Genomic DNA, 21,704 nt, shown 5'->3' on the forward strand with positions numbered 1-21,704 from the left:
CCCCGTCGAGACCTTCCCCTGGGGCACCGCGAACTCCACCAGCAGCCACACCCAGATCGACCACGAGGAACCCTGGCAACCACCCCGGCACGAACAGCCACCCGGAGCCGAACACCCCCAGGGACAGACCCGCGTCGACAATCTCGGCCCCCTCCACACCTTCCACCACCGCCTCAAGACCCACGGCGGCTGGCAGGTCCGCGAACCCTTCCCCGGCATCCACCTCTGGCGCGACCCCCACGGCCACACCTACCTCCGCGACGCCACCGGCACCCGCGCCCTGCCGAGCACCCCGGGCGAGGCCGCCCGCCGCACCACCGCAACCGTCGTCGAGATCTACCCGGGCCGCGCGGTCGAGCTCGTCGACGACCTCGGACCTGCCGGCTGGGCGGCCTGACCCCTACGGTGGCACCGTGGGGTCTCGGGTGCTCGTGAAGGTCGCGGCCGTGGTCGTCGTGCTCGCCGGCCTCGGCGTCGCGTGGGTGACGGTCCTCCACGACGATCTCGTGACCTACCGCCACGACCAGGCGACGTACGCCGACCAGGCACCACCGGCCCGCGTCATCGAACTCGCGGGTGACGAGGCAGCCCTGTCGGTCGGCAGCCCCGACGGTCGCGTGCTCACCGTCCAGTGGCGCGACCCCGACGGCGAGGGCTGGACCGCGCCCGAACAGGTCTTCGCGCTCGACGGCCGCGGCCGCGACCTCGCCGACACCACGGCGCGCGAGGCCGGCGGCACGGTGGCCGTGCTGGCGCTGTTCTCGAACGGCAACGAGGACGACGGGGATGACCTCGATGTCGGCCTCGTCTGCCGGGAGCAGCAGTGCTGGGTCCAGCCACGGCCCGGCTTCGGCGGCGAGCCGGAGGTGGCGCCGGACGGTGCGACCGCCTACCTCGGCGAGGACCCCGAGGGCGCCTGGCTCTGGGACGAGTCCGATGGCATCCGCCGCGTCCCCTGGTCCGGCCACCCGTCGTACGGCGCCGGGCCGGTGTCGGCCTCGCAGCCGGCGCTGGCACCGGACGGGTCGCTGCGGGTGGTGAAGGCCCGCGTCGTGCCCGGCGGCTGCCGGTTCACGCTCCTGGTCTCGGGCCCGCTCAGCGGCGACCTCACGCCGGTCGTCACCACCACCCGCCCCCGCGACGCCCCGGCCGACTCGGGGTGCCGGCCTTTCCTCACCGCTCCCGGTCCGGACCGGGTCGAGGTGCGTCCGGTGGACCCCGGCCAACGGTCCTTCGCCTGGGACCGCACCGGGGACGGGTGGACCGCCGGGCCGCTGCGCCGGTGAAGCGGGTGAACGTCTCGGCCCCCAGGGGCTAGCGTGCCTCGGGTGGACACGACGACGCACGGACTGGCCATCGCCGAGGGGGAGCTCCCGGCCCGCGAGGACCTGCTGGACCTCTACGACGCCGTCGGCTGGACCGCCTACACCCGCCACCCCGACCTGCTGGAGCGAGCGCTGGCCGGGAGCACCACCGTGGTGACGGCGCGACGCGAGGGACGGCTGGTCGGGCTGGCTCGCGCGCTGTCGGACGGGGCGACCATCTGCTACCTCCAGGACATCCTGGTCCGGCCCGAGGAGCAGCGCCACGGCGTGGGTCGCCTGCTGGTGCGTCACGTCCTCGACCGGCACGCCGAGGTGCGCCAGCGGGTGCTCGTGACCGACGCAGAGGCGGGCCAGCGCGCCTTCTACGAGTCGCTCGGCTTCACCGAGCTGCACGAGGTCGGGGCCGAGGACGGCGAGGCGGGGCTGCGGGGGTTCATCAGCTTCGGCTGAGTCCGCAGCCGCACCGTCGAGGCCTGGCAGCCGCGCTCGCGGGGGTGAGGCTGGCCCCGGCCGGCGGCGCCTAGCGTCGGGACATGTCCGAGAGCGAGCCCGAGCAGACCACCAGCGGCGTCCCCGACGAGCAGCTGCCGCCCGACCTGGTGCCGGGCGAGGACAACCCGCTCGCCGAGGGACTGCCCGACGGCGAGGGTGCCGAGCTGCTCGAGGGTGGCAAGACCGCCGACGAGATGGACGACAGCGCCGACGACACCGCCGATGAGGGTGCCGAGCAGGACGGGTCCGGCGCGTCCTCCTGACCGCGACCCGGTCGGCTGCCTAGCCTCGTCAGGTGACCGACCGCTACGGCTCCGACGTGCTCTCCACCGACTGGCGCGCCCCCAAGCGCGGCCGTGCCGTCGAGGCACCGGCCACGATGGGTGAGGTCGTGGAGGAGGTCACCACGGACTTCTGCGGCGAGATCGTCTCGGTCGACCGCGACCTGGACGTGCTCACGCTCGAGGACCGCCGCGGCACCCGGCGTACCTTCCCGCTCGGCCCGGGCTTCCTGCTCGAGGGCCGCCCCGTCGTGCTCGTCGCGCCGGTCACCCAGAAGGGCCCGGCCAAGCCGGCCCGCACCGCGTCGGGCTCGGTGGCCGTGGAGAGCAAGGCCCGGGTGGCGCGGGCCAGTCGGGTCTTCGTCGAGGGCCGCCACGACGCCGAGCTGGTCGAGAAGGTCTGGGGCGACGACCTGCGGGTCGAGGGCGTGGCCGTGGAGTTCCTCGGCGGCGTCGACGACCTCGCCGACCACCTGCGCGACTTCAGGCCAGGCCCCGGCCGCCGCGTCGGCGTGCTCGTCGACCACCTGGTGCCGGGCTCCAAGGAGAGCCGGATCGCCCAGGGCATCCTCCGCTCCCCCGTCGGCAAGCACGTCCTGATCGTCGGGCACCCCTTCGTGGACGTGTGGCAGGCGATCAAGCCCGAACGGGTCGGCCTCACCTCGTGGCCGACCATCCCGCGCTCGATCGAGTGGAAGAAGGGCGTGTGCCAGCACCTCGGCTGGCCGCACCGCGACCAGGCCGACATCGCCCGCGCCTGGAAGCAGCTGCTCGGCCGGGTCCGCTCCTACGCCGACCTCGAGCCGGCACTGCTGGGCCGGGTCGAGGAGCTGATCGACTTCGTCACCACCGACCAGTCCGACCGCTAGACCAGGGAGACCGATGAGCCAGACGCCCCCGCCGCCGCCGGGCCCTCCGGGTCCTCCTCAGGGGCCGCCGGGTCCGCCGTACGGCCAGCAGCCCGGCTGGGGCCCTCCCGGGCCCCGCCCGATGACCCCCGACGAGGAGCGCACCTGGGGCGGTGCCGCCCACTGGTCGGCCTTCGTCGGCGCGTTCGTGGCGCTGGCGTTCCTGGGCCCGCTGCTGGTGCTGCTGCTGAAGGGCAACGAGTCGGCCTACGTCCGGCGTCAGGCCGTCGAGTCGTTGAACTTCCAGCTCTCGATGCTGATCCTGACCATCCGGATGGTCAGCTGACCCCCAGGGTCACGCCAGCAGGTCCCGCACGACCCCGTCCGCCAGGAGCCGGCCGCGGTCGGTGAGCACGAGCCGGTCCCCGGCCACGCGCACCAGCCCGGCGGCCACCTGGTCGGGCACGGCCTCGCGGCCGGCCTGGTCGAGCACGTCCAGCGGCAGCCCGTCACGCAGCCGCAGCTCCAGCAGCACCCGCTCGACGCGCCGGTCCTCCGGCGACAGCACCTCGCGCGCCAGCGCGGGGCTGACCCCCGAGGCCAGCCGCTCGGCGTACGCCGCGGGGTGCTTGACGTTCCACCAGCGCACGCCGCCGACGTGGCTGTGCGCGCCGGGGCCCACACCCCACCAGTCCGCGCCGGTCCAGTAGAGGAGGTTGTGCCGGCAGCGGGTGTCGGGCCCGCTCGACCAGTTCGACACCTCGTACCACTCCAGGCCGGCGGCGCGCAGGTGGTGGTCGGCGAGCTCGTACTTGTCTGCGAGGTCGTCCTCCTCGGGCATCGGCAGCTCCCCGCGCCGCACCCGGCGGGCCAGGGCGGTGCCGTCCTCGACGATGAGGGAGTACGCCGACACGTGGTCGGGCCCGCAGTCCAGCGCCGCCCGCAGCGAGGTCTCCCAGTCCGCCACGGACTCCCCCGGAGTGCCGTAGATCAGGTCGAGGGAGACCTGCAGCCCCGCCTCGCGGGCCCACTCCACGGCCCGCGGCACCCGTTCGGGGTCGTGGGTGCGGTCGAGCACCGCCAGCACGTGCCGCACCTGCGACTGCATGCCGAAGGAGACCCGGGTGAAGCCGCCCTCGCGCAGCCGCGCCAGGCCCTCGGGGGTCACCGAGTCGGGGTTCGCCTCGGTCGTGACCTCGACGTCGGGGGCCAGGCCGAGCTCGTCGCGGGCCGCGGCCAGGACCGCGACCAGGTCCTCGGGCGGCAGCAGCGTCGGGGTGCCCCCGCCGAGGAAGACGGTGTCCGCGCGCACGTCGAGCTCGCCGAGCACCCCGCGGATCCGGCGGACCTCCGCGACGGCTGCGTCGGCGTACGTCGAGCGGGAGGCACCGGGGACGCTCGCCGGGCCGAGCTCCTCGGCGGTGTAGGTGTTGAAGTCGCAGTAGCCGCAGCGCACCGCGCAGAAGGGCACGTGCACGTAGAGCCCGAAGGGGCGCTCACCCACCCCCTCCAGCGCGCTGGCCGGGAGGCTGCCGTCGGCCGGCGCGGGCTCGCCGTCGGGGAGGGTGGAGGGCACCGACCCATCCTCCCCCGTCCCCGGACGCGACGACGCCCCGGCCCGTGCGAGGTGCACGGGACCGGGGCGTCGCGCCAGATGATCAGTCAGGCGGTGGCCGCGTCGATCAGCTGTAGAAGCTGTCGATCAGCTGCTTGTTGTTGTCCTCCACGACGGTGCGCTTGACCTTCATGGAGGGGGTCAGCTCGCCGGACTCGATGGTGAGGTCGTGGTCGAGGATCTCCCACTTCTTGATGGTCTCCCAGCGGTTGAGCTTGCCGTTGAGCTCCTCGACGTAGCCGCCGATCATCTCCTTGACCTGCGGCGAGCGCACGATCTCGGTGTAGGACTTGCCGGACATGCCGTTCTCCTCGGCCCAGCCCGCCATGGCGTCGGGGTCGAGGGTGACGAGGGCGACGACGAAGTTGCGCTCGCTACCGAACACCATGAACTGGCTGGCGTAGGGGCACAGCGCCTTGAACTTCGACTCGATCGCCGGCGGGGCGATGTACTTGCCGCCGGAGGTCTTGAAGAGCTCCTTGATCCGGCCGGTGATGGTGAGGAAGCCGTCGGCGTCGATCTCGCCCTTGTCACCGGTGCGCAGCCAGCCGTCCTCGGTAAACGCCTCGGCGGTCTTGTCGGGCAGGTTGTGGTAGCCGGCCATGATGTGCGGGCCGCGCAGCTGGACCTCGCCGCCCTCGCCGATGCGGACCTCGGAGCCGGGCAGCGCGGGGCCCACCGTCCCCATCTTGTAGTGATCGGGGTGGTTGACCGTGGCTCCCGCGGCGTTCTCAGTCATCCCGTAACCCTCGAGGATGAGGATGCCCGCAGCATGGAACCATTCAGCGATCTCGGCATTGAGCGCAGCGGCTCCCGAGATGAAGAAGCGTACGCGTCCACCGAATCGCTCGCGAACCTTGCTGAAGACAAGCTTGTCGAAGAGCGCGTGCTGGATCTTGAGCGGCAGCGGGATGCTTCTCCCGTCACGCTTGCGCTCGTTCACCTGCATCCCGACCTTGAAGGCCTGCTGGAAGATCTTCTCCTTCAACCCTCCCTCGGAAGCCGTCATGGTCACGATGCGCGCGTGTGCCTTCTCGAAGATGCGGGGCGCCGCGCCCATGAACGTCGGCTTCACCACCGCCAGGTTGTCGATGATCTTGTCGACCCTGCCGTCCACGGCGGTGGGGAACCCGCATGCCAGCTGGGCCGAGATCAGGACCTTGCCGAAGGAGTGGGCCATCGGCAGCCACAGGAACTGCAGGTCGTCCTCGTGCAGGATGTCCTGGGCCTCGATGGCGGCACCCTCGTACACCCAGGTGCGGTGCAGCAGCCGGACTCCCTTGGGCTTTCCCGTGGTGCCGGAGGTGTAGATCAGGGTGGCCAGCCCGTCCGGCTTGATTGAGGCGACGGTTTCCTCGATGGCGTCCGGGTGCTCCGCGAGATAAGCCTCACCGAGCGCCTCGAGGTCGGCCAGGCCGATGATCCAGTCACCATCGGTGGCACCGTCGAAGACGACCACCTTCTTCACTTCGGGCGTCTCCGCTTTGCGCTCACGGAGCTTTGCTACCTGCTCCTCGTCCTCGGCGAAGACGACCCGGCACTCGGAGTCGCTGATGATGTACGCGACGTCCTCGGCATTGGTCGTGGGGTAGACCGTCGTCGTGGCACCGCCTGCGCACATCACCGCCAAGTCGGCCAAGATCCATTCATAGCGAGTACCTGACGCGATGCCGACGCGCTGCTCGCTGCTCAAACCCAAGGCGAGCAGACCGGCAGCGAGGCGGCTGACCCGCTCGCCGGTCTGCTTCCACGTGACGGACTCCCACGCCTCGCCGACGGGGAATCGGTACGCCTCCACCTCCGGGGTCTTGGAGACACGGTCCAGGAAAAGCCTGGCCACGCTGGGCGAGAGTCGGTCGAGAAAGGCGGTGTCGTGGGTGATGGGCATGACGCTCCTGTGCAGGGGACAAGGGGCTTCCGGCGCTACGGACGCCAGGACATTGCCACGTAACCTATGTCACGTGACCTACTGGCGCGTAGGAACCCCGGACCTCTTCCGGCCACCGGACGCCTCAGGACGCCGCGCCGCGCCCCCGGGCCCCTTGGACGAAGGCCTCGGCCCGCTCCCGCGCCTTCGGCAGGAGGTCGGGGACCTCCAGCAGCCGGGGCAGCAGGGAGTGGTCGGTGTTGAGCGCGCGGAACATCGTGCTGACCGTGACCCCGTGACCGGGGCGGTGCACGACGGTGAGCTCGTCGCCGGCCGCGAGCGTGCCCTCGCCGAGCACCCGCAGGTAGGGCCCGGGGCGCGCGAGCTCGGCGAAGCGGCGTACCCACGCCCGGTTGTCGTAGCCCGAGCGCCCCATCCACTGCTTGAAGTCGTTGCACGGGGTGCGGATCGAGCGGACCTCGAGCAGCACGTCGCCGACCTGCCAGCGCTCGCCGATCTCGGCCTCGTTGACGTCGATCCCCTGCGTCGTGAGGTTCTCCCCGAACTGGCCGTCCGCGATCGGGGTGCCGAGCTCGCCCTCCCAGTGGTCGAGGTCCTCGCGGGCGAAGGCGTAGACCGCCTGGGCGGGCCCGCCGTGGTGGAGGGTGTCGGAGACCTCGTCGCCGTCCAGCCCGAGCCGACCCACGCGCACCGGACCGCGGACCGCGGTCTTGTCGATCGAGGTGCGGCCGATGCCCGCCCACGCGGCCTCGCGGGGGCGGCCGACGCTGACGGTGAGGATGCGCGACATGGCGGCATCCTCCCAGGCGGGCGGGGCCGGCGCCCCTCGATTGTCGTCCCCGCAGCCAGAACGCTTGCCTCACTGGAAAGCGATACCTATGCTTTCCGTCATGGAAACTTCTCGGACCCATGACGACAGGGAGCGCGAGGCTGCGCTCCAGCAGCTCCAGGACATCGAGCGCGCCCAGGCGGCGACCTGGCTGGACCACCCGGCCACGCCGTGGTGGTGGGCGCCGTACTTCGCCGTGTGGTCGGGAGCCCTGGTGCTCTCGGTCGGCTACCTCCCCGGCTGGGGCAGCGCCCTGGGCAACCTCGCACTGGTCGCTGCCTCCGGCTTCCTCATCGGCTACCACCGTCGCCACCGCGGCACCTGGCCCACCGGCGACATCCCGCGCGAGCTGCACCGACCTCTCTGGATGCTCCTGGTCGGGGCCGGGGTGGTCATGGCGGCCGCGACCGCGATCGGGTTCCTCGTCTCCGTGTGGGTGTCCGCGGTCGTGACCGACGTGCTCGCCGGGCTGCTGGTCTGGCGCTACGAGCGCGACTACGCCCGGGCGGCCGAGCGCGCGCGGCGGCGGCTCCCGTGAGCGCCCCTCCCGAGGCCGGGCACGAGGCGGCGCCCGCACCGCTGGCCGACCTCGACCCCGTGCTGACCGCCCCCAAGCGGCTCGCGTTCATGGCGGTGCTGGCCAGCTCGGCGTCGACGGACTTCTCCTTCCTCCGCCGGCACCTCGGCGTCAGCGACTCCGATCTCTCCAAGCAGGCCTCGGCGCTGGAGTCGGCCGGCTACCTCACGGTCACCAAGGACGGGCGGGGTCGGGGAGGCACGACGACCTTCAAGATCACCAAGGAGGGACGGCGCGCCTTCGAGCGGCACCGCGACACGCTGCGCGCCCTGCTGGGCTGAGCCCTGAAGGAGCCGGGCTCAGTCCGCGATCGCCTTGACGACGGTGAGCATCCGGGTGACGTACGCCGGGTCCGGCTTCCCGTCGCGGACCGCCCAGAACGCGTTGAGCACCAGCCGGACGGTGGCCCACGCGCGCGCCCGGTCCTCGTCGAGTCCGGCGGCGTCGACCACGGCGTGGAAGCGGGCCCGCAGCGCCCGGCGGACGTCGCCGGCGACCTCGTCGAAGCGGTTCCACAGCAGCGGGGCCGGCTCCCAGTGCGGGTCGCCGCTCATGGCGTGCGGGTCGATGGCGACCCAGTCCCCGCCGGAGTCACTCGCGGGACGCACCAGGACGTTCTCGTAGTGCAGGTCGCCGTGGACCAGCGTGCCGGTACTGGCCGGGTCGGTCGTCAGGTCGCGCAGCAGCGCGACGCACTGCTCGACCATCCGCCGCGGCAGGCCGGCGTCGCGTGGCAGCGCCGCCAGCGGCTCCAGGTTCCGCCCGACGTACGACGTCAGCAGCACCACCTGGGGCGGTGCCCGCACGTGCAGCAGCCCGTAGAGGTCGCCCACCACCTCGCACGCGTGGACGTCCCACTCCTCGGTGAGGTCGCGTCGCTCGAGCCGCTCCAGGAGCACCGCTCGCCGGTGGGGGTCGGCCCGCAGCAGCCGCACCGCGCCGCGACCGCCCCACTTCTGCAGCGCGAGCGCCTCGTGCTCGGTCTCGATCCCGGGGTCCGCGACCTTGAGCACGGCCCGCTCGCCGTCACCGGTGCGCACGGGGACCGCGACGGAGAAGCGGCCCCAGACCTCGTCGGTCTCCCGCTCCAGGTCCCACTCCTCCAGCAGCCCGCGCAGGACGGGCGGCAGCGGCTCGGGCACTACTTCTTGGACTTGTCCACCGAGCTGCCGGCACCGTCGTTGCTGAGCGCGGCGACGAACGCCTCTTGGGGGACCTCGACGCGGCCGACCATCTTCATCCGCTTCTTGCCCTCCTTCTGCTTCTCCAGCAGCTTGCGCTTGCGGCTGATGTCGCCGCCGTAGCACTTGGCGAGCACGTCCTTGCGGATGGCGCGGATGTTCTCGCGGGCGATGACCCGGGCGCCGATGGCGGCCTGGATCGGCACCTCGAACTGCTGCCTCGGGATGAGTTCCTTGAGCTTGCCGGCCATCATCACGCCGTAGGCGTAGGCGGCGTCCTTGTGCAGGATCGCGCTGAAGGCGTCGACGGGCTCGCCTTGCAGCAGGATGTCGACCTTGACCAGGTCGGCGGCCTGCTCGCCGGAGCGCTCGTAGTCGAGGGAGGCGTAGCCCTTGGTGCGCGACTTCAGCTGGTCGAAGAAGTCGAAGACGATCTCGCCCATCGGCAGCGTGTAGCGCATCTCCACACGGTCCTCGGAGAGGTAGTCCATCCCGCCGAGCGTGCCGCGCTTGGTCTGGCACAGCTCCATGATCGTGCCGATGAAGTCGCTGGGGCTCAGGATCGTGGCCCGGACGACGGGCTCGCGGACCTCGGCGATCTTGCCCTCGGGGAACTCACTGGGGTTGGTCACCTCGACCTCGGTGCCGTCCTCCATGAGGACCTCGTAGACCACGTTGGGTGCGGTGGAGATGAGGTCGAGGCCGAACTCGCGCTCGAGCCGGTCGCGGGTGATCTCCATGTGCAGCAGGCCGAGGAAGCCGCAGCGGAAGCCGAAGCCCAGCGCGCCGGAGGTCTCCGGCTCGTAGGTCAGTGCCGCGTCGTTGAGCTGGAGCTTCTCCAGCGCCTCGCGCAGGTCGCCGAACTGGTCGCCGTCGATCGGGTAGAGCCCGGCGTAGACCATCGGGTTGGGGTGCTTGTAGCCGCCGAGCGCCTCGGTGGCGCCGTGGTGGAGGGTCGTGACGGTGTCGCCGACGCGGGACTGGCGCACGTCCTTCACCCCGGTGATGAGGTAGCCGACCTCGCCGACGCCGAGCTCGCCGGCCTTGACCTGCTCGGGGCTGATGACGCCCACCTCGAGCATCTCGTGGGTCGCACCGGTCGACATCATCTTGATCCGGTCGCGGTGGTTGAGCTTGCCGTCGACCACGCGGACGTAGGTGACCACGCCGCGGTAGGTGTCGTAGACGGAGTCGAAGATCAGCGCCCGCGCAGGCTTGTCGGCGTCACCGACGGGCGGCGGGGTCTGCTTGACGATCTCGTTGAGCAGCGCCTCGACACCGAGGCCGGTCTTGGCGCTGACCTGGAGCACGTCCTCGGGGTCGCAGCCGACCAGGCCGGCCAGCTCCGCGGCGTACTTCTCCGGGTTGGCGCTGGGCAGGTCGATCTTGTTGAGCACCGGGATGATGTGGAGGTCGGCGCCCATCGCGAGGTAGAGGTTGGCCAGCGTCTGGGCCTCGATCCCCTGCGCGGCGTCGACCAGCAGGATCGCGGCCTCGCATGCCTCCAGCGACCGGGACACCTCGTAGGTGAAGTCGACGTGGCCCGGGGTGTCGATCATGTTGAGCACGTAGGTGCCCGGCTCGGCGCCCTGCTCGTTGTCGTCGGCCACCGCCCACGGCAGCCGCACGGCCTGGGACTTGATGGTGATGCCGCGCTCGCGCTCGATGTCCATCCGGTCGAGGTACTGCGCCCGGGCCGCGCGGTCGTCGACCACGCCGGTGAGCTGCAGCATCCGGTCGGCCAGCGTCGACTTGCCGTGGTCGATGTGGGCGATGATGCAGAAGTTCCGGATGATGGCCGGATCGGTCTGGCCGGGGACGGGCCAGGACTTCGGGGGAACGGCAGGCACGGGGGTCTCAGGCGTCTCTCGTACGTCGGGACGGACTCCGCCATCCTCCCACGGCACCCCACGAACCCCCGCCACGCCGAGGCCCCGGGTCCCGGGCTTCGGGCGTGACGCGGGCCACGATGGGCCGGTGCCCACCTCTTCCCCGGCGGTCGCGCCTGCCGTTGCGTCCCCTGCACCACCGACACCCGCGCCCGTGCACACCTACCTGCCGTGGGGTCGCACGGCCCGCCGCCTGGACTGGGCCCACCTGCCGCCGCAGGTGCGCTTCGAGGTCGAGGCCCGGCTCGGCTCCCCGGTGGTCTCGGACGCCACGCTGACCCATGGCTTCGTGCCGGTCGTCGAGACCGTCCTCACGTGTGCCGACGGCAGCACCCACCTGCTGCGGGCCGCCTCCGCCAAGGCGCAGTGCTCCTTCGCCGCCGCCCTGCGCAGCGAGGCCCGGTGGCTGGCCTCGCTGCCGGCGCAGGTCCCCGTCGTGGGGCTGACCGCCTTCCTCGACGGCGACTGGGTCGTGCTGCTGCTCGAGCACCCCGTCGGCACCGCACCAGCGCGACCCTGGTCCGAGGAGGAGCTGGAGCGCTGCCTGGCCGCGCTGGCGTCCGTGGCCGAGGTCCTGACCCCCGCGCCCGCGGGCCTGCGCGACTTCGCCGAGGACCTCGCCGACTGGCTCGGGCGATGGGACATCCTGGCCGAGCGCGAGGACCTCGGTACGCCGATGCAGCTGATCACCGCCGGCAGGCTGGCCGGTCGCCTCCCCGAGGTGACCGCCGGCGACACCCTGGTCCACACCGACCTGCGCGACGACACCCTGCGCCTGGCCTCGGACGGGCGGGTCCTCCTCGACGGCTGGGCCTGGCCGGTGCGCGGCGCCGCCTGGCTCGACTCGCTGCTGCTGCTGGTCGGGCCGTGCGGCGACGGCGTCGACGTCGAGGCCGTGCTCCGGCGTACCCCCCTGCTGGCGGAGGTCCCCGACGACCACGTCGACTGCGTGCTGGCCGCGATGGCGGGCTTCTTCCTCACCAGCTGCGACCTGCCCGTGCCGGCACCCTCGCCCTGGCTGCGGGAGTTCCAGCGGTGGCAGGGTGAGGCTGCCTGGGGCTGGCTGCGCCGACGGCGCGGCTGGTCGTGAGGCTCCCCCGGCAGGCGGTCCCACGCGATTTGGGTGCGCTCCGGCGCCACTGTTAGATTCTCCTGTCGCTTCCGTTGGCGCGCCTCTGCGCGCCCGTTGCGACCGTCAGCTCCACCAGACCAGCACGTACCGACACATGTGAGGCGGGCCCCGTGGCCAACATCAAGTCCCAGATCAAGCGCAACAAGCAGAACGAGAAGCGCCACGAGCGCAACAAGGCCGTCAAGAGCGAGCTCAAGACCGCCATCCGTCGCTTCAACGAGGCCGCCGAGGCCGGCGAGACCGAGAAGGCCGTCCTCGCCTCCCGCGTCGCCACCAAGAAGCTCGACAAGGCCGTCTCCAAGGGCGTCATCCACAAGAACCAGGCGGCGAACCGCAAGTCGTCGATCGCCAAGAAGGCCGCCACACTCTGATCCTCCCCCGGGTTCGACCCGGTCTGGGACGCTGACAGCGACCCGCTCCACTCCGGTGGGGCGGGTCGTCGGCGTTTCCGGGACCCGGCCTGCGCCTCAGGAGCGCAGGGCGGTAATGGTGAGCACCAGCCGCTCGAGGGTGTACGCCGGGTCGCTGGCCGCGCCCTTGATGTCGGCGTCGGCCTGCGCGACCGCGCGGATCGCCGCGACCAGGCCGTCGTCGCTCCAGCCCTTGACCTGCTCGCGCAGGGTGCGGATCTTCCACGGCGGCACGCCGACGTCGCGCGCCAGGTCGGCGTCGCGGGCGCCCCGTCCGCGGGACGTAGCGGCCTTGAACCGGGCCAGCCCGCGGGCGCTGCCGGCGAAGGCCGAGGTCACCAGGACTGAGGCCGTGCCGTTGTCCAGCGCCCAGCGCAGCTCCTCGAGCGCCTCGAACCGGCGTCCGGCGAAGGCCGCGTCGGCGACGACGAAGGACTTCGCCTCGGCCCGTCCCCCGAAGTACTGCGAGACCCGCTGCTCGGCGATGGTCTCGCCCGGGAAGTCGTGGGTCAGCTGGTCGACGGCCGCGGCGAGGGCGCGCAGGTCCTGCCCGATCGCCTGCACCAGCAGGGCGGCGGCGCTCGGCTCCATCCGCGACCCCAGCATCCGCGCCTCGGCGAGCACGAACTGCGGGAACTCCGAGGCCTTGAGCTCCTCGGTCTTGACCTCCGTGACCGGCCCGAGCTTGCGCAGCTTGGTCAGGGTGCCCGAGCCCTTCGGCCCGCCGCTGTGGACGAGCACGAGCGCGACGGCCTCGGCGGGGGCGGCGGCGTAGTCGAGCAGCGCCGCGACCGACTCCTCGGGCAGGTGCTCGAGCTCGCGCACGACGACGCAGCGGGTGCTGGAGAACAGGCTGGGTGCCGACATCTCCCCCAGGGACCCGAGGGTGAGGTCGGAGCCGACCGCCTCGGCCATCTCGGCCTCGGCGTCGTGGGCGCGGACCGCAGCGCGCACGGCACCGACGGTGCGCTCGCGCAGGAACTCCTCCTTACCCGTCACGAGGGTGACGTGGCCCAGGACGTCCCCGGGGGCCGGACCGGCCTGGCGGGCGGGAGCGGAACGGGTGGCTGCCATGGTGCGGCTCAGCCTGCCACAGCGCACCGACGGTGCCGCCCGCACCACCTCACCGCACCTCGCCGCACCTCACCGGGCCGTGAGGGTCGCGGGCGCCCCGGCGGCGTCACCGTCGCCGAGGACCGCGAGCGCCCCGTCGGTGTCGGTCCGCAGGACCCGCGTGCCGGCGCCCTGCAGGGTGCGGACGAGGTCGGGCGAGGGGTGGCCGTAGCCGTTGTCCTCCCCCACGGTGAGCAGGGCGACCTCAGGGCGCAGCGACAGCAGCCAGTCGAGGTCCTGGTGCCGGCTGCCGTGGTGCGGCACCTTCAGCACGTCCACGTCCAGCCCGGGCAGCGTCCGGGCGAGGGCGGCTTGCCCCGGCGGCTCGACGTCGCCGGTCAGCAGCACCCGCAGTCCGTGGACCTCGGCCAGCAGCACCACGCTGGCGTCGTTGGCCGCGCTGCCGTCGCCGGGCCCCGGGGCCGGCTCCCCCGCCGTCGGCCACAGCACCTGGAGGCGCACGTCGCCGGAGGTCCAGGTGCCGGCGTACGGCGCAGGGCGGACGGGGACACCCTGCTCCCGGGCCAGCGCCAGGGCCTCGCGTGCCCCGTCGGTGGGGTCGAGGACGCGCGAGACCCAGACCTCCCCGACGGCGCGGTCCTCGAGCGCCCCGCGCAGGCCGTCGACGTGGTCGGCGTGGAAGTGGCTGAGCACCAGCAGGTCGAGGGTCTCGACCCCGAGGTCGTCGAGGCAGCGGTCCACCGCCGCGGGGTCGGGGCCGACGTCGACGAGCACGGCGCGACCCGGTGCGGTGGCGAGCACGAGGGCATCGCCCTGCCCGACGTCGCAGGCGACCACCGACCAGCCGCGCGGCGGCCAACCCGGGGTCGGGGGTCGGACGAGGACGGCGACGACGAGGACCAGGCAGAGCAGGACCCCGCGCGCGCGGGAGCCCACGAGCCACGGGCCGCGCCACGCGAGGAGCACCGTCAGCGCCGTGAGCACGACCAGCGCGCCGGCAGAGGTACCCCAGTCGACGGCAGCCGTCGGCAGCGCTGCGCCCCGGTGCGCGACCTCGACGATCCAGCCCACGCACCAGGTGGCCAGCGTCCCGACCTGGCGCCCGGCCCACGGCCACACCAGTCCCAGGCAGCCGGCGAGCAGGCCGAGCACGGTGGCGGGGCCGACGGCCGGGGCCGCGAGCAGGTTGGCGGCGACCGCCACCAGGCTCACCTGGCCGCTGAGGCCGGCGACGACGGGGGTGCAGGCCAGCTGGGCTGCCGTCGGGACCGCGATCGCCTCCGCCAGCCACCGCGGCAGCCAGCGGGCGAGGGCGTCGCGCCAGCGCGGCGCGAGCAGCACGATGCCGGCCGTCGCCAGGACGGACAGGGCGAAGCCCGGGGCGACCGCCAGGGCGGGGTCGAGGAGCAGCAGCACGAGGACCGCGACACCGAGGCTGCGCACGGCCCTGCCACCACCGCCCCGGGTCAGGGCGAGCAACCCGACCACGCCCATGACGGCCGCCCGCAGCACGCTCGGCTCGGTGCGCGCGAGCAGCACGAACCCCAGCACCCCCAGGAGGCCGAGCAGCAGGAGCGCGCGCCCCCGCAGCCCGACCGCCCGGGCCGTGAGCAGGAGCGCCCCCAGCAGCAGCGTGAGGTTGGTGCCCGAGACCGCGAGCAGGTGCGTCAGACCGGTCGCGCGGAACTCCTCGGCGACAGCGGGGTCCAGGCCCGCGTCGTCGCCGGCGACGAGGGCAGGCACCAGGACCCGCTCGGGCGCGGGCCGGTGGGCCACGGCCTCGCGCAGCGACGCGCGCAGGGCCGCGGTGGCCCGCCACCAGGGGTCGGGCGCGGCTCCGCGCCGCGGTTCCCCGACCGCCACGACGACCGCCGAGAGGTGACGCTCCCCCGGCTCGGTCTCCTCGAGCCGGCCGGCGAACCCGACCTCGGCCCCCAGGGGCACCTCGGCCCACGAGCCGGGCGCGATGACCAGCACCGGGGAGCGCACCCGCCACGTGCTGCCCCGGCCGGTCAGCTCGCGCACCTGGGCCCGCAGCACCACCGCGTCGCCCCGGGCCGCGGCGATCGGCCGCGGGTCGCTGGTGAGGACCAGGGACCCGCTGACCGCCGCCCCGTCCCGCGCGAGCGCCGCGGTCGGGTCGGTGCCGACCCGCTCCGCCCGCAGCTCGGCGACACCCAGCACCGCGACCAGCGCGACGCCGCACGCCAGCGCCGTGGCTCCCCAGGCGGTCGCGCGCCACGCGAGCAGGAGGGGTACGACGACACAGAGCCCTGCCACGACGAGCCGCCACCCACCGGGCAGCAGCCCCGCGGCCAGGCCGCCGCCCCAGGCCGCGACGCCGACCAGCCCCATCCGGAGGTCCGTGCGGACCGGCCCCGCGGGCGGCACCTGCCCGCTCAGACCGTCACCAGCGGGGCGAGCGTCTCCAGGGTGGCGGGGCCGATGCCGTCGACCTCGAGCAGCTCCTGCACGGCGGTGAAGCCGCCGTTCTCGGTGCGCCAGGCGAGGATGGCCTGCGCCGTCACGGGCCCGATGTCCGGAAGTGCCTCGAGCGCCGCCTGGTCGGCGGTGTTGAGGTCGACGAGGGCGGCCGGGGCGGTGGCGCCGGGCACAGGGGGCGCTGCCGTCCCGGGCACCGCTCCGACAGCCGGTGCCGGCTGCGCGCCCACCAGCACCTGCTCTCCGTCGACCAGGACCCTCGCCAGGTTGAGGGCGCTGAGGTCGACGCCGCCCCGGACCCCGCCAGCGGCCTCGAGCGCGTCCACCACGCGCGACCCGACGGGCAGCTCGACCACACCCGGACGCCGGACCCTGCCGGCCACGTCGACCACCACGACCCCTGCCCCCGCCTCGGCCGCCCCCGCCTCGGCCGCGGCGCCGACGGGGGCGCCCTCGGGCTCGAGCAGAGTCAGGGGCGCGGCCGTCTCCCCCGGGCCGGGAGTAGCCGGCGCGGCGACCGGGACCGGGTCGGAGCGGACGACCCACCAGCTCGTGAGGGCCAGCGCCAGCGCCACCGCGACCGCGAGCACCGCGAGGTGGGCGGGCGCCAGCAGCAGCGGGCCGGTCGGCAGCCCCGGTCGGGCCCGCGGGCGTCGCGACGCGTGCCGACCCGGCACGGGCACCCGGACCGCGGACGGGGCGGCCTCCGTCGGTGGCGGGGTCGGCGGCGGCACCCGGGTCGCCGGGCGGACCACGTGCTCGGGCCACACCCCGGCCGGCTCGCTGGGCGGCGTCGGAGCAGGTGCGGAGCCGGGGTCCTCGGCCGCCGTCGCAACCGCGGCGTCGTCGCGCACACGCGTGTGGGTCCCCCACCACGGCGACACCTCCGCACCCGGACCGGGCTCCCCGGGCGGTCCGGCCATGCGAGCAGGGTCACCGCTCCCCGGCACCGGCGCGAGCAGGGAGAGCCGGTGGGCGACGACCTCGCGGCGGTCGGGGTCGGAGCGGCGGCTTCGCATGGACCCACGCTAGGAACGGCGCGACGCCCTGCCCGCGGGGACGCGCGCCGCTGGGGACGCGCCCGCAGCGCGGCACCGCTGTGGACGACCGGCGGGCCGTCAGCGTGGGCGCGGGGCGACGCAGGCGGCGATCATGCCCGGGCCGACGTGGGCGCCGAGCACGGCGCCGAGCTCCCCGCACGTGACCGGTCGGCCGTCGAGCCGGCCCGCGAGCCGCTCGGTCAGGTGGGCCGCGAGGGTGGCGGCGCGCTCAGGGTTGGCCAGGTGCGCGACGGCGACGTCGACGTCCTGCTCAGGGCCCAGCGCCTCGGCTGCCTCGACCGCCAGCTCCTCGAGCCGGGCCAGGGCGCGACCGGAGGTGCGGACCTTCTCGAGCGGGGCGACCCGGCCGTCCTGGATCTTCAGCAGCGGCTTGACCGCGAGCGCACCGCCGAGGAGGGCGGCGGTGGCGCCGATCCGCCCGCCCCGGCGGAGGTACTCGAGGGTGTCGACGTAGAACAGCGACGCCGCCTCGCCGGAGCAGGCCCGGGCCGCCTCGGCCGCCTCGGCCGCGCTGGCACCCTCGGCGACAGCGCGCGCCGCGGCCAGCGCGGCGAACCCGGTCGCCACGCCCACCTGGCGGGTGTCGACGGTGACCACCGGGATCGGCGACTCCAGGGCTGCGAGCTGCGCGGACTCGTAGGTCCCGCTCATCTCCGACGACAGGTGGATGGAGACGACCTCCTCGGCACCGACGGCGGCGACGTCGCGGTAGGTCTCGAGCATCACCGCAGGCGACGGTCGCGAGGTCGAGACCGGGGTCCACTCCCTCAGCGCCTCGGCCACGCGGGTCGGGGTCGCCCCCTCCGAGCCCTCGTCGAGCACCTCGGCGCCGATGACGACCTGCAGCGGCACGACGACGATCCCGTGCTCGGCCGCCACCTCCTCGGGGAGGCTGGCGGTGGAGTCGGTGACGACGGCGACGCGGTGGTGTGCTGCCACGGGTCTCAGACCACCACGTTGACCAGCTTGGGCGCACGCACGATCACGGTGCGGACCGTCGCATCGCCGATGGCGCGCTGCACGTCGGGATCGGCCAGCGCGGCCTCGCGCAGGGCGTCCTCGGTGACGTCGGGCGCCACCTCCAGGCGGGCCTTGACCTTGCCCTTGACCTGCACGACGCAGGTGACGGTGTCCTCGACCAGCAGCGCCGGGTCGACGGCCGGCCAGCCGGCGCGGGCCACCGTGCGGTCGTGGTCGGGGTTGTTGCCCAGCCGCTCCCACATCTCCTCGGCGACGTACGGCGCCACCAGCGACAGGAGGACGGCGACCGCCTCCACGGCCTCGCGCACCGCCGGGTCGGCGGGACCGCACCCGGAGTCGATGGCCCTGCGGGTGGCGTTGACCAGCTCCATCACCCGCGCGACGACGACGTTGAAGCGGTAGGACTCCACCAGCTCGGCCGCGTCGTGCACGGTCCGGGCGGTGACCCGGCGCAGCGCGACGTCACCGGTGTCGAAGGAGAGCCCGGGCTCGGAGGTGACGTCTCCCGACAGCCGCCAGGCGCGCTGCAGGAACTTCAGCGAGCCCTCGGGCGACATGTTCGCCCAGTCGATGTCGTCCTCGGGCGGGCCGGCGAAGACCAGCGTCAGGCGCACCGCGTCGACGCCGAAGGCGTCCAGCTGCTCGCCCAGGTTGACGCCGTTGCCCAGGGACTTGGACATCTTCTTGCCCTGGTTGATGACGAAGCCCTGGTTGAGCTGGGCCGACCACGGCTCGCGGAAGTCGACCAGGCCCATGTCGTTGAGGACCTTGGTGAAGAACCGTCCGTAGAGCAGGTGCAGGACCGCGTGCTCGACGCCGCCGACGTACAGGTTGGTCGGCATCCACGCGTTGACCTTGGCGCTGTCGAAGACGCGGTCGGTCTCGTGCGGGGAGCAGTAGCGGAACATGTACCAGCTGGAGTCCACGAAGGTGTCCATCGTGTCCCCGTCGCGGGTGGCCGGGCCGCCGCAGGTGGGACAGCTGGTGTTGACCCACTCGGTCGCCGCGGCCAGCGGCGAGGTGCCCTGCGGCTTCAGGTCGGCGCCGCGCAGCTCGGGCAGCAGCACCGGCAGCTGGTCCTCGGGCACCAGCACCTCGCCGTCCACCGGGCAGTGCACGACCGGGATCGGGGCGCCCCAGTAGCGCTGGCGGCTCAGCAGCCAGTCGCGCAGGCGGAAGTTCACCGCGCCCCGGCCGACCTTCATCTCCTCCAGGAAGTCGATGGCCGCCCGCTTGGCGTCGGCGACCGACAGCCCGTTGAGCGTCAGCGCCGAGGCGACCCCGGGTGCCGGTGAGTTGATGGCCGGGCCCTCCCCGGCGTACGCCTCCCCCTCGAAGCCCTCGGGGACCTCGGTGGTGCGCACGATCGGCAGCCCCATCGCGGTGGCGAACTCCCAGTCGCGCTGGTCGCCGCCGGGCACGCCCATGACCGCGCCGGTGCCGTAGTCGGCCAGGACGTAGTCGGTGGCCCACACCGGGATCTGCTCGCCGGTGACCGGGTTGGTGGCGGTGACGCCCAGGTCGACCCCGGTCTTGGGTCGGTCGGTGGCCAGGCGCTCGATCTCGCTGGCCTTGCGGACCTCCTCGCGATAGGCCTCGAAGGCCGGGCGCTGCGCGTCGGTCACCAGCTCCTCGGCCAGCGCGGCGTCGACGGCCACGACCATGAAGGTGGTGCCGAAGATGGTGTCGGGACGCGTCGTGTAGACCGTGACCGGCTCCTCACGGCCCTGGATCGCGAAGTCGACGTGGGCACCCTCGGAGCGGCCGATCCAGTTGCGCTGCGCGGTGACGACGCGGTCGGGCCAGGTCCTCTCCAGCTCGTCCAGGCCGTCCAGCAGCTCCTGGGCGTAGTCGGTGATCTTGAAGTACCACTGGGTCAGCTCCTTCTTCGTCACCTCCGCCCCGCACCGCTCGCACGTGCCCTGCACGACCTGCTCGTTGGCCAGCACCGTCTGGTCCTGCGGGCACCAGTTGACAGGGCTGTTCTTCCGGTAGGCCAGGCCGCGCTCGTAGAACTTCGCGAACAGCCACTGGGTCCAGCGGTAGTACTCCGGGTCGCTGGTGTTGAAGGTGCGCGTCCAGTCGAAGGACGCGGCGTACTTCTGGCAGGACTCGATGGACTTGGCGATGTTGGCCTTCGTGTACGTCGCCGGGTGCTCGTCGTTGCGGATCGCGGCGTTCTCGGCGGGCAGGCCGAAGGAGTCGAACCCCATGGGGTTGAGCACCTCGAAGCCGCGCTGCCACCAGTAGCGCGCCACGACGTCGTGCAGGGCGAAGACCTCCGCGTGGCCCATGTGCAGGTCGCCGGAGGGGTAGGGGAACATCGTGAGCGCGTACTTCTTCTCGCGCGGGGAGTCGTCGTCGGCGCGGAAGGGCTGCAGCCGGTCCCAGACCGGGCGCCACTTCTCCTCGACGGCCGTGACGTCGTACGTCGTCGGGTCCTGCTCCTGCTGGTGCTCGCTCATCACTGTCTCTCTCGCGTCTGGCTCACGTCGGTGGACCTGGCTCGTGGTCTGGCTCCGGGCACAAAAAAACCCCTCGGGCACGAGGGGCAGCCGCGGCGGCGTGGTGCTGGCCGTCGCGGCTAGGTAAGGAGCAGGTCCTGGCGCACGGGGTCGATGCTACTCGCCCCCGGCGCGCCCGTCACAGCGAGCCGACCAGGGCGGCCACCTCCTCGACCTGGCGCACGTCGGAGCCGGTGGGGATCAGCTGGACCTCGTCGGCGCCGGCGGCAGCCATCCGCAGCAGCACCTCGCGCAGCCCGGCCAGCGTGCCGGCGTACCCGGTCGTCGGGGCCATCGCGTCGACGAGGTCGGCGGGGATCCAGTTCATGTAGTGGCGCAGGTGGCGGTGGACCTGGGCCCGCGCCGACCCGTCGCCGTCGTCGAGGGCGAACCAGAACGACGTGGCCAGGTGCGGTGCGGGCTTCCCGGCCTCGGCCCAGGCGGTGCGGGCGGTGTGGAAGAGGGCCGCGACGCCGGCGGGGTCGAGGTCGAGGGTGACGCCGGCCAGGCCCTGGGCCCACGCGGCGGCGTGCCGGACGGTGCGCGGTCCCATGGTGCCGACGTGCACGGGCGGACCGCCGGCCTGCAGCGGCGGCGGCCCGACCGGCAAGGTCGCGCCGGTGACGTCCTCCCCCGCCCAGACCCGACGCATCACCGCGACCCGATCAGCCATCTGCTGCATGGTCTGGGTCGCCGGGTCGGCCCCCGCCGCGCGGTAGTCCTCCTCGCGTCCCCCGACGCCGACCCCGACGGTCAACCGACCGCCGCTGAGCCGGTCGGCGGTCGCGAGCGCCTTGGCGAGGGTGACCGGGTCGTGCAGCTGCGGCACCAGGACGGTGGTGACGATCGGGACCCGCGAGGTCCAGGCCGCGACCGCGCCGAGCAGCGTGAGCGAGTGCGGGTTGGCGAAGGCCATCCGCTCCCCGAAGCAGAGGCTGGAGAACGGCCCCTCGTCGATGGTGCGCGCCCAGCGCTCGAGGGTGTCCGGTGCGTCCCAGAGGTCCGGCTCCATCACGGGGAGCGTCATGCCCAGCTGCATGGCCGGATGCTGCCACAGCAACAGCGCTCGTCCGCGCGGACGACTGATGGTCGAGCAGGCGAGCGCCAGCGAGCCGTCGTCGAGACCGCAGCAGCGGACTGTGGTCGCCGCCCACAGGCAGCTCACCCGGTCTCGA

At 73.4% G+C, this 21,704-nt stretch carries 20 protein-coding genes and 1 pseudogene; 10 read left to right on the forward strand and 11 right to left on the reverse strand.

The annotated features are described in order from the left end of the window. The 6 genes and pseudogenes from Q1V71_RS18485 to Q1V71_RS18510 all read left to right on the forward strand — a co-directional run. A pseudogene (locus tag Q1V71_RS18485) lies at nucleotides 1-397 on the forward strand (hypothetical protein); the annotation flags it as partial. 16 nt (nucleotides 398-413) lie between these two features. Then, nucleotides 414-1,286 carry a hypothetical protein gene (locus tag Q1V71_RS18490; protein WP_300645744.1) on the forward strand — a complete coding sequence of 291 codons (873 nt, stop codon included), beginning with the start codon at nucleotides 414-416 and terminating at the stop codon, nucleotides 1,284-1,286. Between the two features lie 42 nt (nucleotides 1,287-1,328). Next, nucleotides 1,329-1,775, forward strand: a complete 447-nt coding sequence (locus Q1V71_RS18495) for a GNAT family N-acetyltransferase (protein ID WP_300645746.1) — start codon at nucleotides 1,329-1,331, stop codon at nucleotides 1,773-1,775. A gap of 83 nt (nucleotides 1,776-1,858) precedes the next feature. Beyond that, nucleotides 1,859-2,080 carry a hypothetical protein gene (locus Q1V71_RS18500; protein WP_300645748.1) on the forward strand — a complete coding sequence of 74 codons (222 nt, stop codon included), beginning with the start codon at nucleotides 1,859-1,861 and terminating at the stop codon, nucleotides 2,078-2,080. 32 nt (nucleotides 2,081-2,112) lie between these two features. Continuing rightward, complete coding sequence (locus Q1V71_RS18505) at nucleotides 2,113-2,967, forward strand: DUF3097 domain-containing protein (RefSeq protein ID WP_300645749.1); 855 nt, start codon at nucleotides 2,113-2,115, stop codon at nucleotides 2,965-2,967. A gap of 13 nt (nucleotides 2,968-2,980) precedes the next feature. Continuing rightward, nucleotides 2,981-3,292 (forward strand): DUF4870 domain-containing protein, encoded by a 312-nt coding sequence (locus tag Q1V71_RS18510; protein ID WP_300645750.1) that lies wholly within the window; start codon nucleotides 2,981-2,983, stop codon nucleotides 3,290-3,292. Nucleotides 3,293-3,301: 9 nt separating this feature from the next. Here Q1V71_RS18510 and hemW read toward each other — a convergent pair whose 3' ends face one another. From hemW to Q1V71_RS18525, 3 genes are all read right to left on the reverse strand, one after another. Then, entirely contained in the window at nucleotides 3,302-4,522 is a 1,221-nt protein-coding gene (gene hemW, locus Q1V71_RS18515) for a radical SAM family heme chaperone HemW (RefSeq protein ID WP_300645752.1), read from the reverse strand. A gap of 106 nt (nucleotides 4,523-4,628) precedes the next feature. Further along, nucleotides 4,629-6,449, reverse strand: coding sequence for a long-chain fatty acid--CoA ligase (locus Q1V71_RS18520; protein WP_300645753.1), 1,821 nt, complete (start codon nucleotides 6,447-6,449; stop codon nucleotides 4,629-4,631). Between the two features lie 124 nt (nucleotides 6,450-6,573). Beyond that, nucleotides 6,574-7,239, reverse strand: coding sequence for an MOSC domain-containing protein (locus Q1V71_RS18525; protein WP_300645754.1), 666 nt, complete (start codon nucleotides 7,237-7,239; stop codon nucleotides 6,574-6,576). 100 nt (nucleotides 7,240-7,339) lie between these two features. Between Q1V71_RS18525 and Q1V71_RS18530 the strand changes: the two genes are divergently transcribed. Then, nucleotides 7,340-7,816: a hypothetical protein gene (locus Q1V71_RS18530; protein ID WP_300645755.1), complete on the forward strand. Its 477-nt coding sequence runs from the start codon at nucleotides 7,340-7,342 to the stop codon at nucleotides 7,814-7,816. Beyond that, nucleotides 7,813-8,136, forward strand: a complete 324-nt coding sequence (locus Q1V71_RS18535; protein WP_300645756.1) for a transcriptional regulator — start codon at nucleotides 7,813-7,815, stop codon at nucleotides 8,134-8,136. The genes Q1V71_RS18530 and Q1V71_RS18535 overlap by 4 nt, the downstream gene beginning before the upstream one ends. A gap of 18 nt (nucleotides 8,137-8,154) precedes the next feature. On the opposite strand, the gene Q1V71_RS18540 is transcribed toward Q1V71_RS18535, so the two are convergent. Beyond that, nucleotides 8,155-8,997 (reverse strand): aminoglycoside phosphotransferase family protein, encoded by an 843-nt coding sequence (locus tag Q1V71_RS18540; protein WP_300645758.1) that lies wholly within the window; start codon nucleotides 8,995-8,997, stop codon nucleotides 8,155-8,157. Further along, on the reverse strand, nucleotides 8,997-10,886 hold the full coding sequence (gene lepA / locus Q1V71_RS18545) for a translation elongation factor 4 (protein ID WP_300645760.1): 1,890 nt from the start codon (nucleotides 10,884-10,886) through the stop codon (nucleotides 8,997-8,999). Before lepA ends, Q1V71_RS18540 begins: the two co-directional genes overlap by 1 nt. 193 nt (nucleotides 10,887-11,079) lie before the next feature. Here lepA and Q1V71_RS18550 point away from each other — a divergent pair, with 193 nt between their 5' ends. Beyond that, a complete protein-coding gene (locus tag Q1V71_RS18550; RefSeq protein WP_300645761.1) occupies nucleotides 11,080-12,015 on the forward strand; it encodes a hypothetical protein in 936 nt (311 codons plus the stop codon). A gap of 152 nt (nucleotides 12,016-12,167) precedes the next feature. After that, on the forward strand, nucleotides 12,168-12,428 hold the full coding sequence (gene rpsT, locus Q1V71_RS18555; RefSeq protein WP_300645763.1) for a 30S ribosomal protein S20: 261 nt from the start codon (nucleotides 12,168-12,170) through the stop codon (nucleotides 12,426-12,428). 96 nt (nucleotides 12,429-12,524) lie between these two features. Here the strand turns inward: rpsT and holA are convergent, their stop codons facing one another. From holA to Q1V71_RS18585, 6 genes are all read right to left on the reverse strand, one after another. Further along, on the reverse strand, nucleotides 12,525-13,541 hold the full coding sequence (gene holA / locus Q1V71_RS18560; RefSeq protein ID WP_300645765.1) for a DNA polymerase III subunit delta: 1,017 nt from the start codon (nucleotides 13,539-13,541) through the stop codon (nucleotides 12,525-12,527). 69 nt (nucleotides 13,542-13,610) lie between these two features. Beyond that, entirely contained in the window at nucleotides 13,611-15,896 is a 2,286-nt protein-coding gene (locus Q1V71_RS18565) for a DNA internalization-related competence protein ComEC/Rec2 (RefSeq protein ID WP_300645766.1), read from the reverse strand. A 44-nt stretch (nucleotides 15,897-15,940) separates the two neighbouring features. Further along, nucleotides 15,941-17,002, reverse strand: a complete 1,062-nt coding sequence (locus tag Q1V71_RS18570; RefSeq protein ID WP_300645767.1) for a ComEA family DNA-binding protein — start codon at nucleotides 17,000-17,002, stop codon at nucleotides 15,941-15,943. A 99-nt stretch (nucleotides 17,003-17,101) separates the two neighbouring features. Then, nucleotides 17,102-17,983: a DegV family protein gene (locus tag Q1V71_RS18575; RefSeq protein WP_300645768.1), complete on the reverse strand. Its 882-nt coding sequence runs from the start codon at nucleotides 17,981-17,983 to the stop codon at nucleotides 17,102-17,104. 5 nt (nucleotides 17,984-17,988) lie between these two features. Next, nucleotides 17,989-20,490: a leucine--tRNA ligase gene (gene leuS / locus Q1V71_RS18580; protein WP_300645770.1), complete on the reverse strand. Its 2,502-nt coding sequence runs from the start codon at nucleotides 20,488-20,490 to the stop codon at nucleotides 17,989-17,991. Between the two features lie 178 nt (nucleotides 20,491-20,668). After that, on the reverse strand, nucleotides 20,669-21,694 hold the full coding sequence (locus Q1V71_RS18585) for an LLM class flavin-dependent oxidoreductase (protein WP_300645771.1): 1,026 nt from the start codon (nucleotides 21,692-21,694) through the stop codon (nucleotides 20,669-20,671). Nucleotides 21,695-21,704 lie beyond the last annotated feature (10 nt).

This window comes from Nocardioides sp. (genome assembly GCF_030149505.1).
GTDB lineage: Bacteria > Actinomycetota > Actinomycetes > Propionibacteriales > Nocardioidaceae > Nocardioides.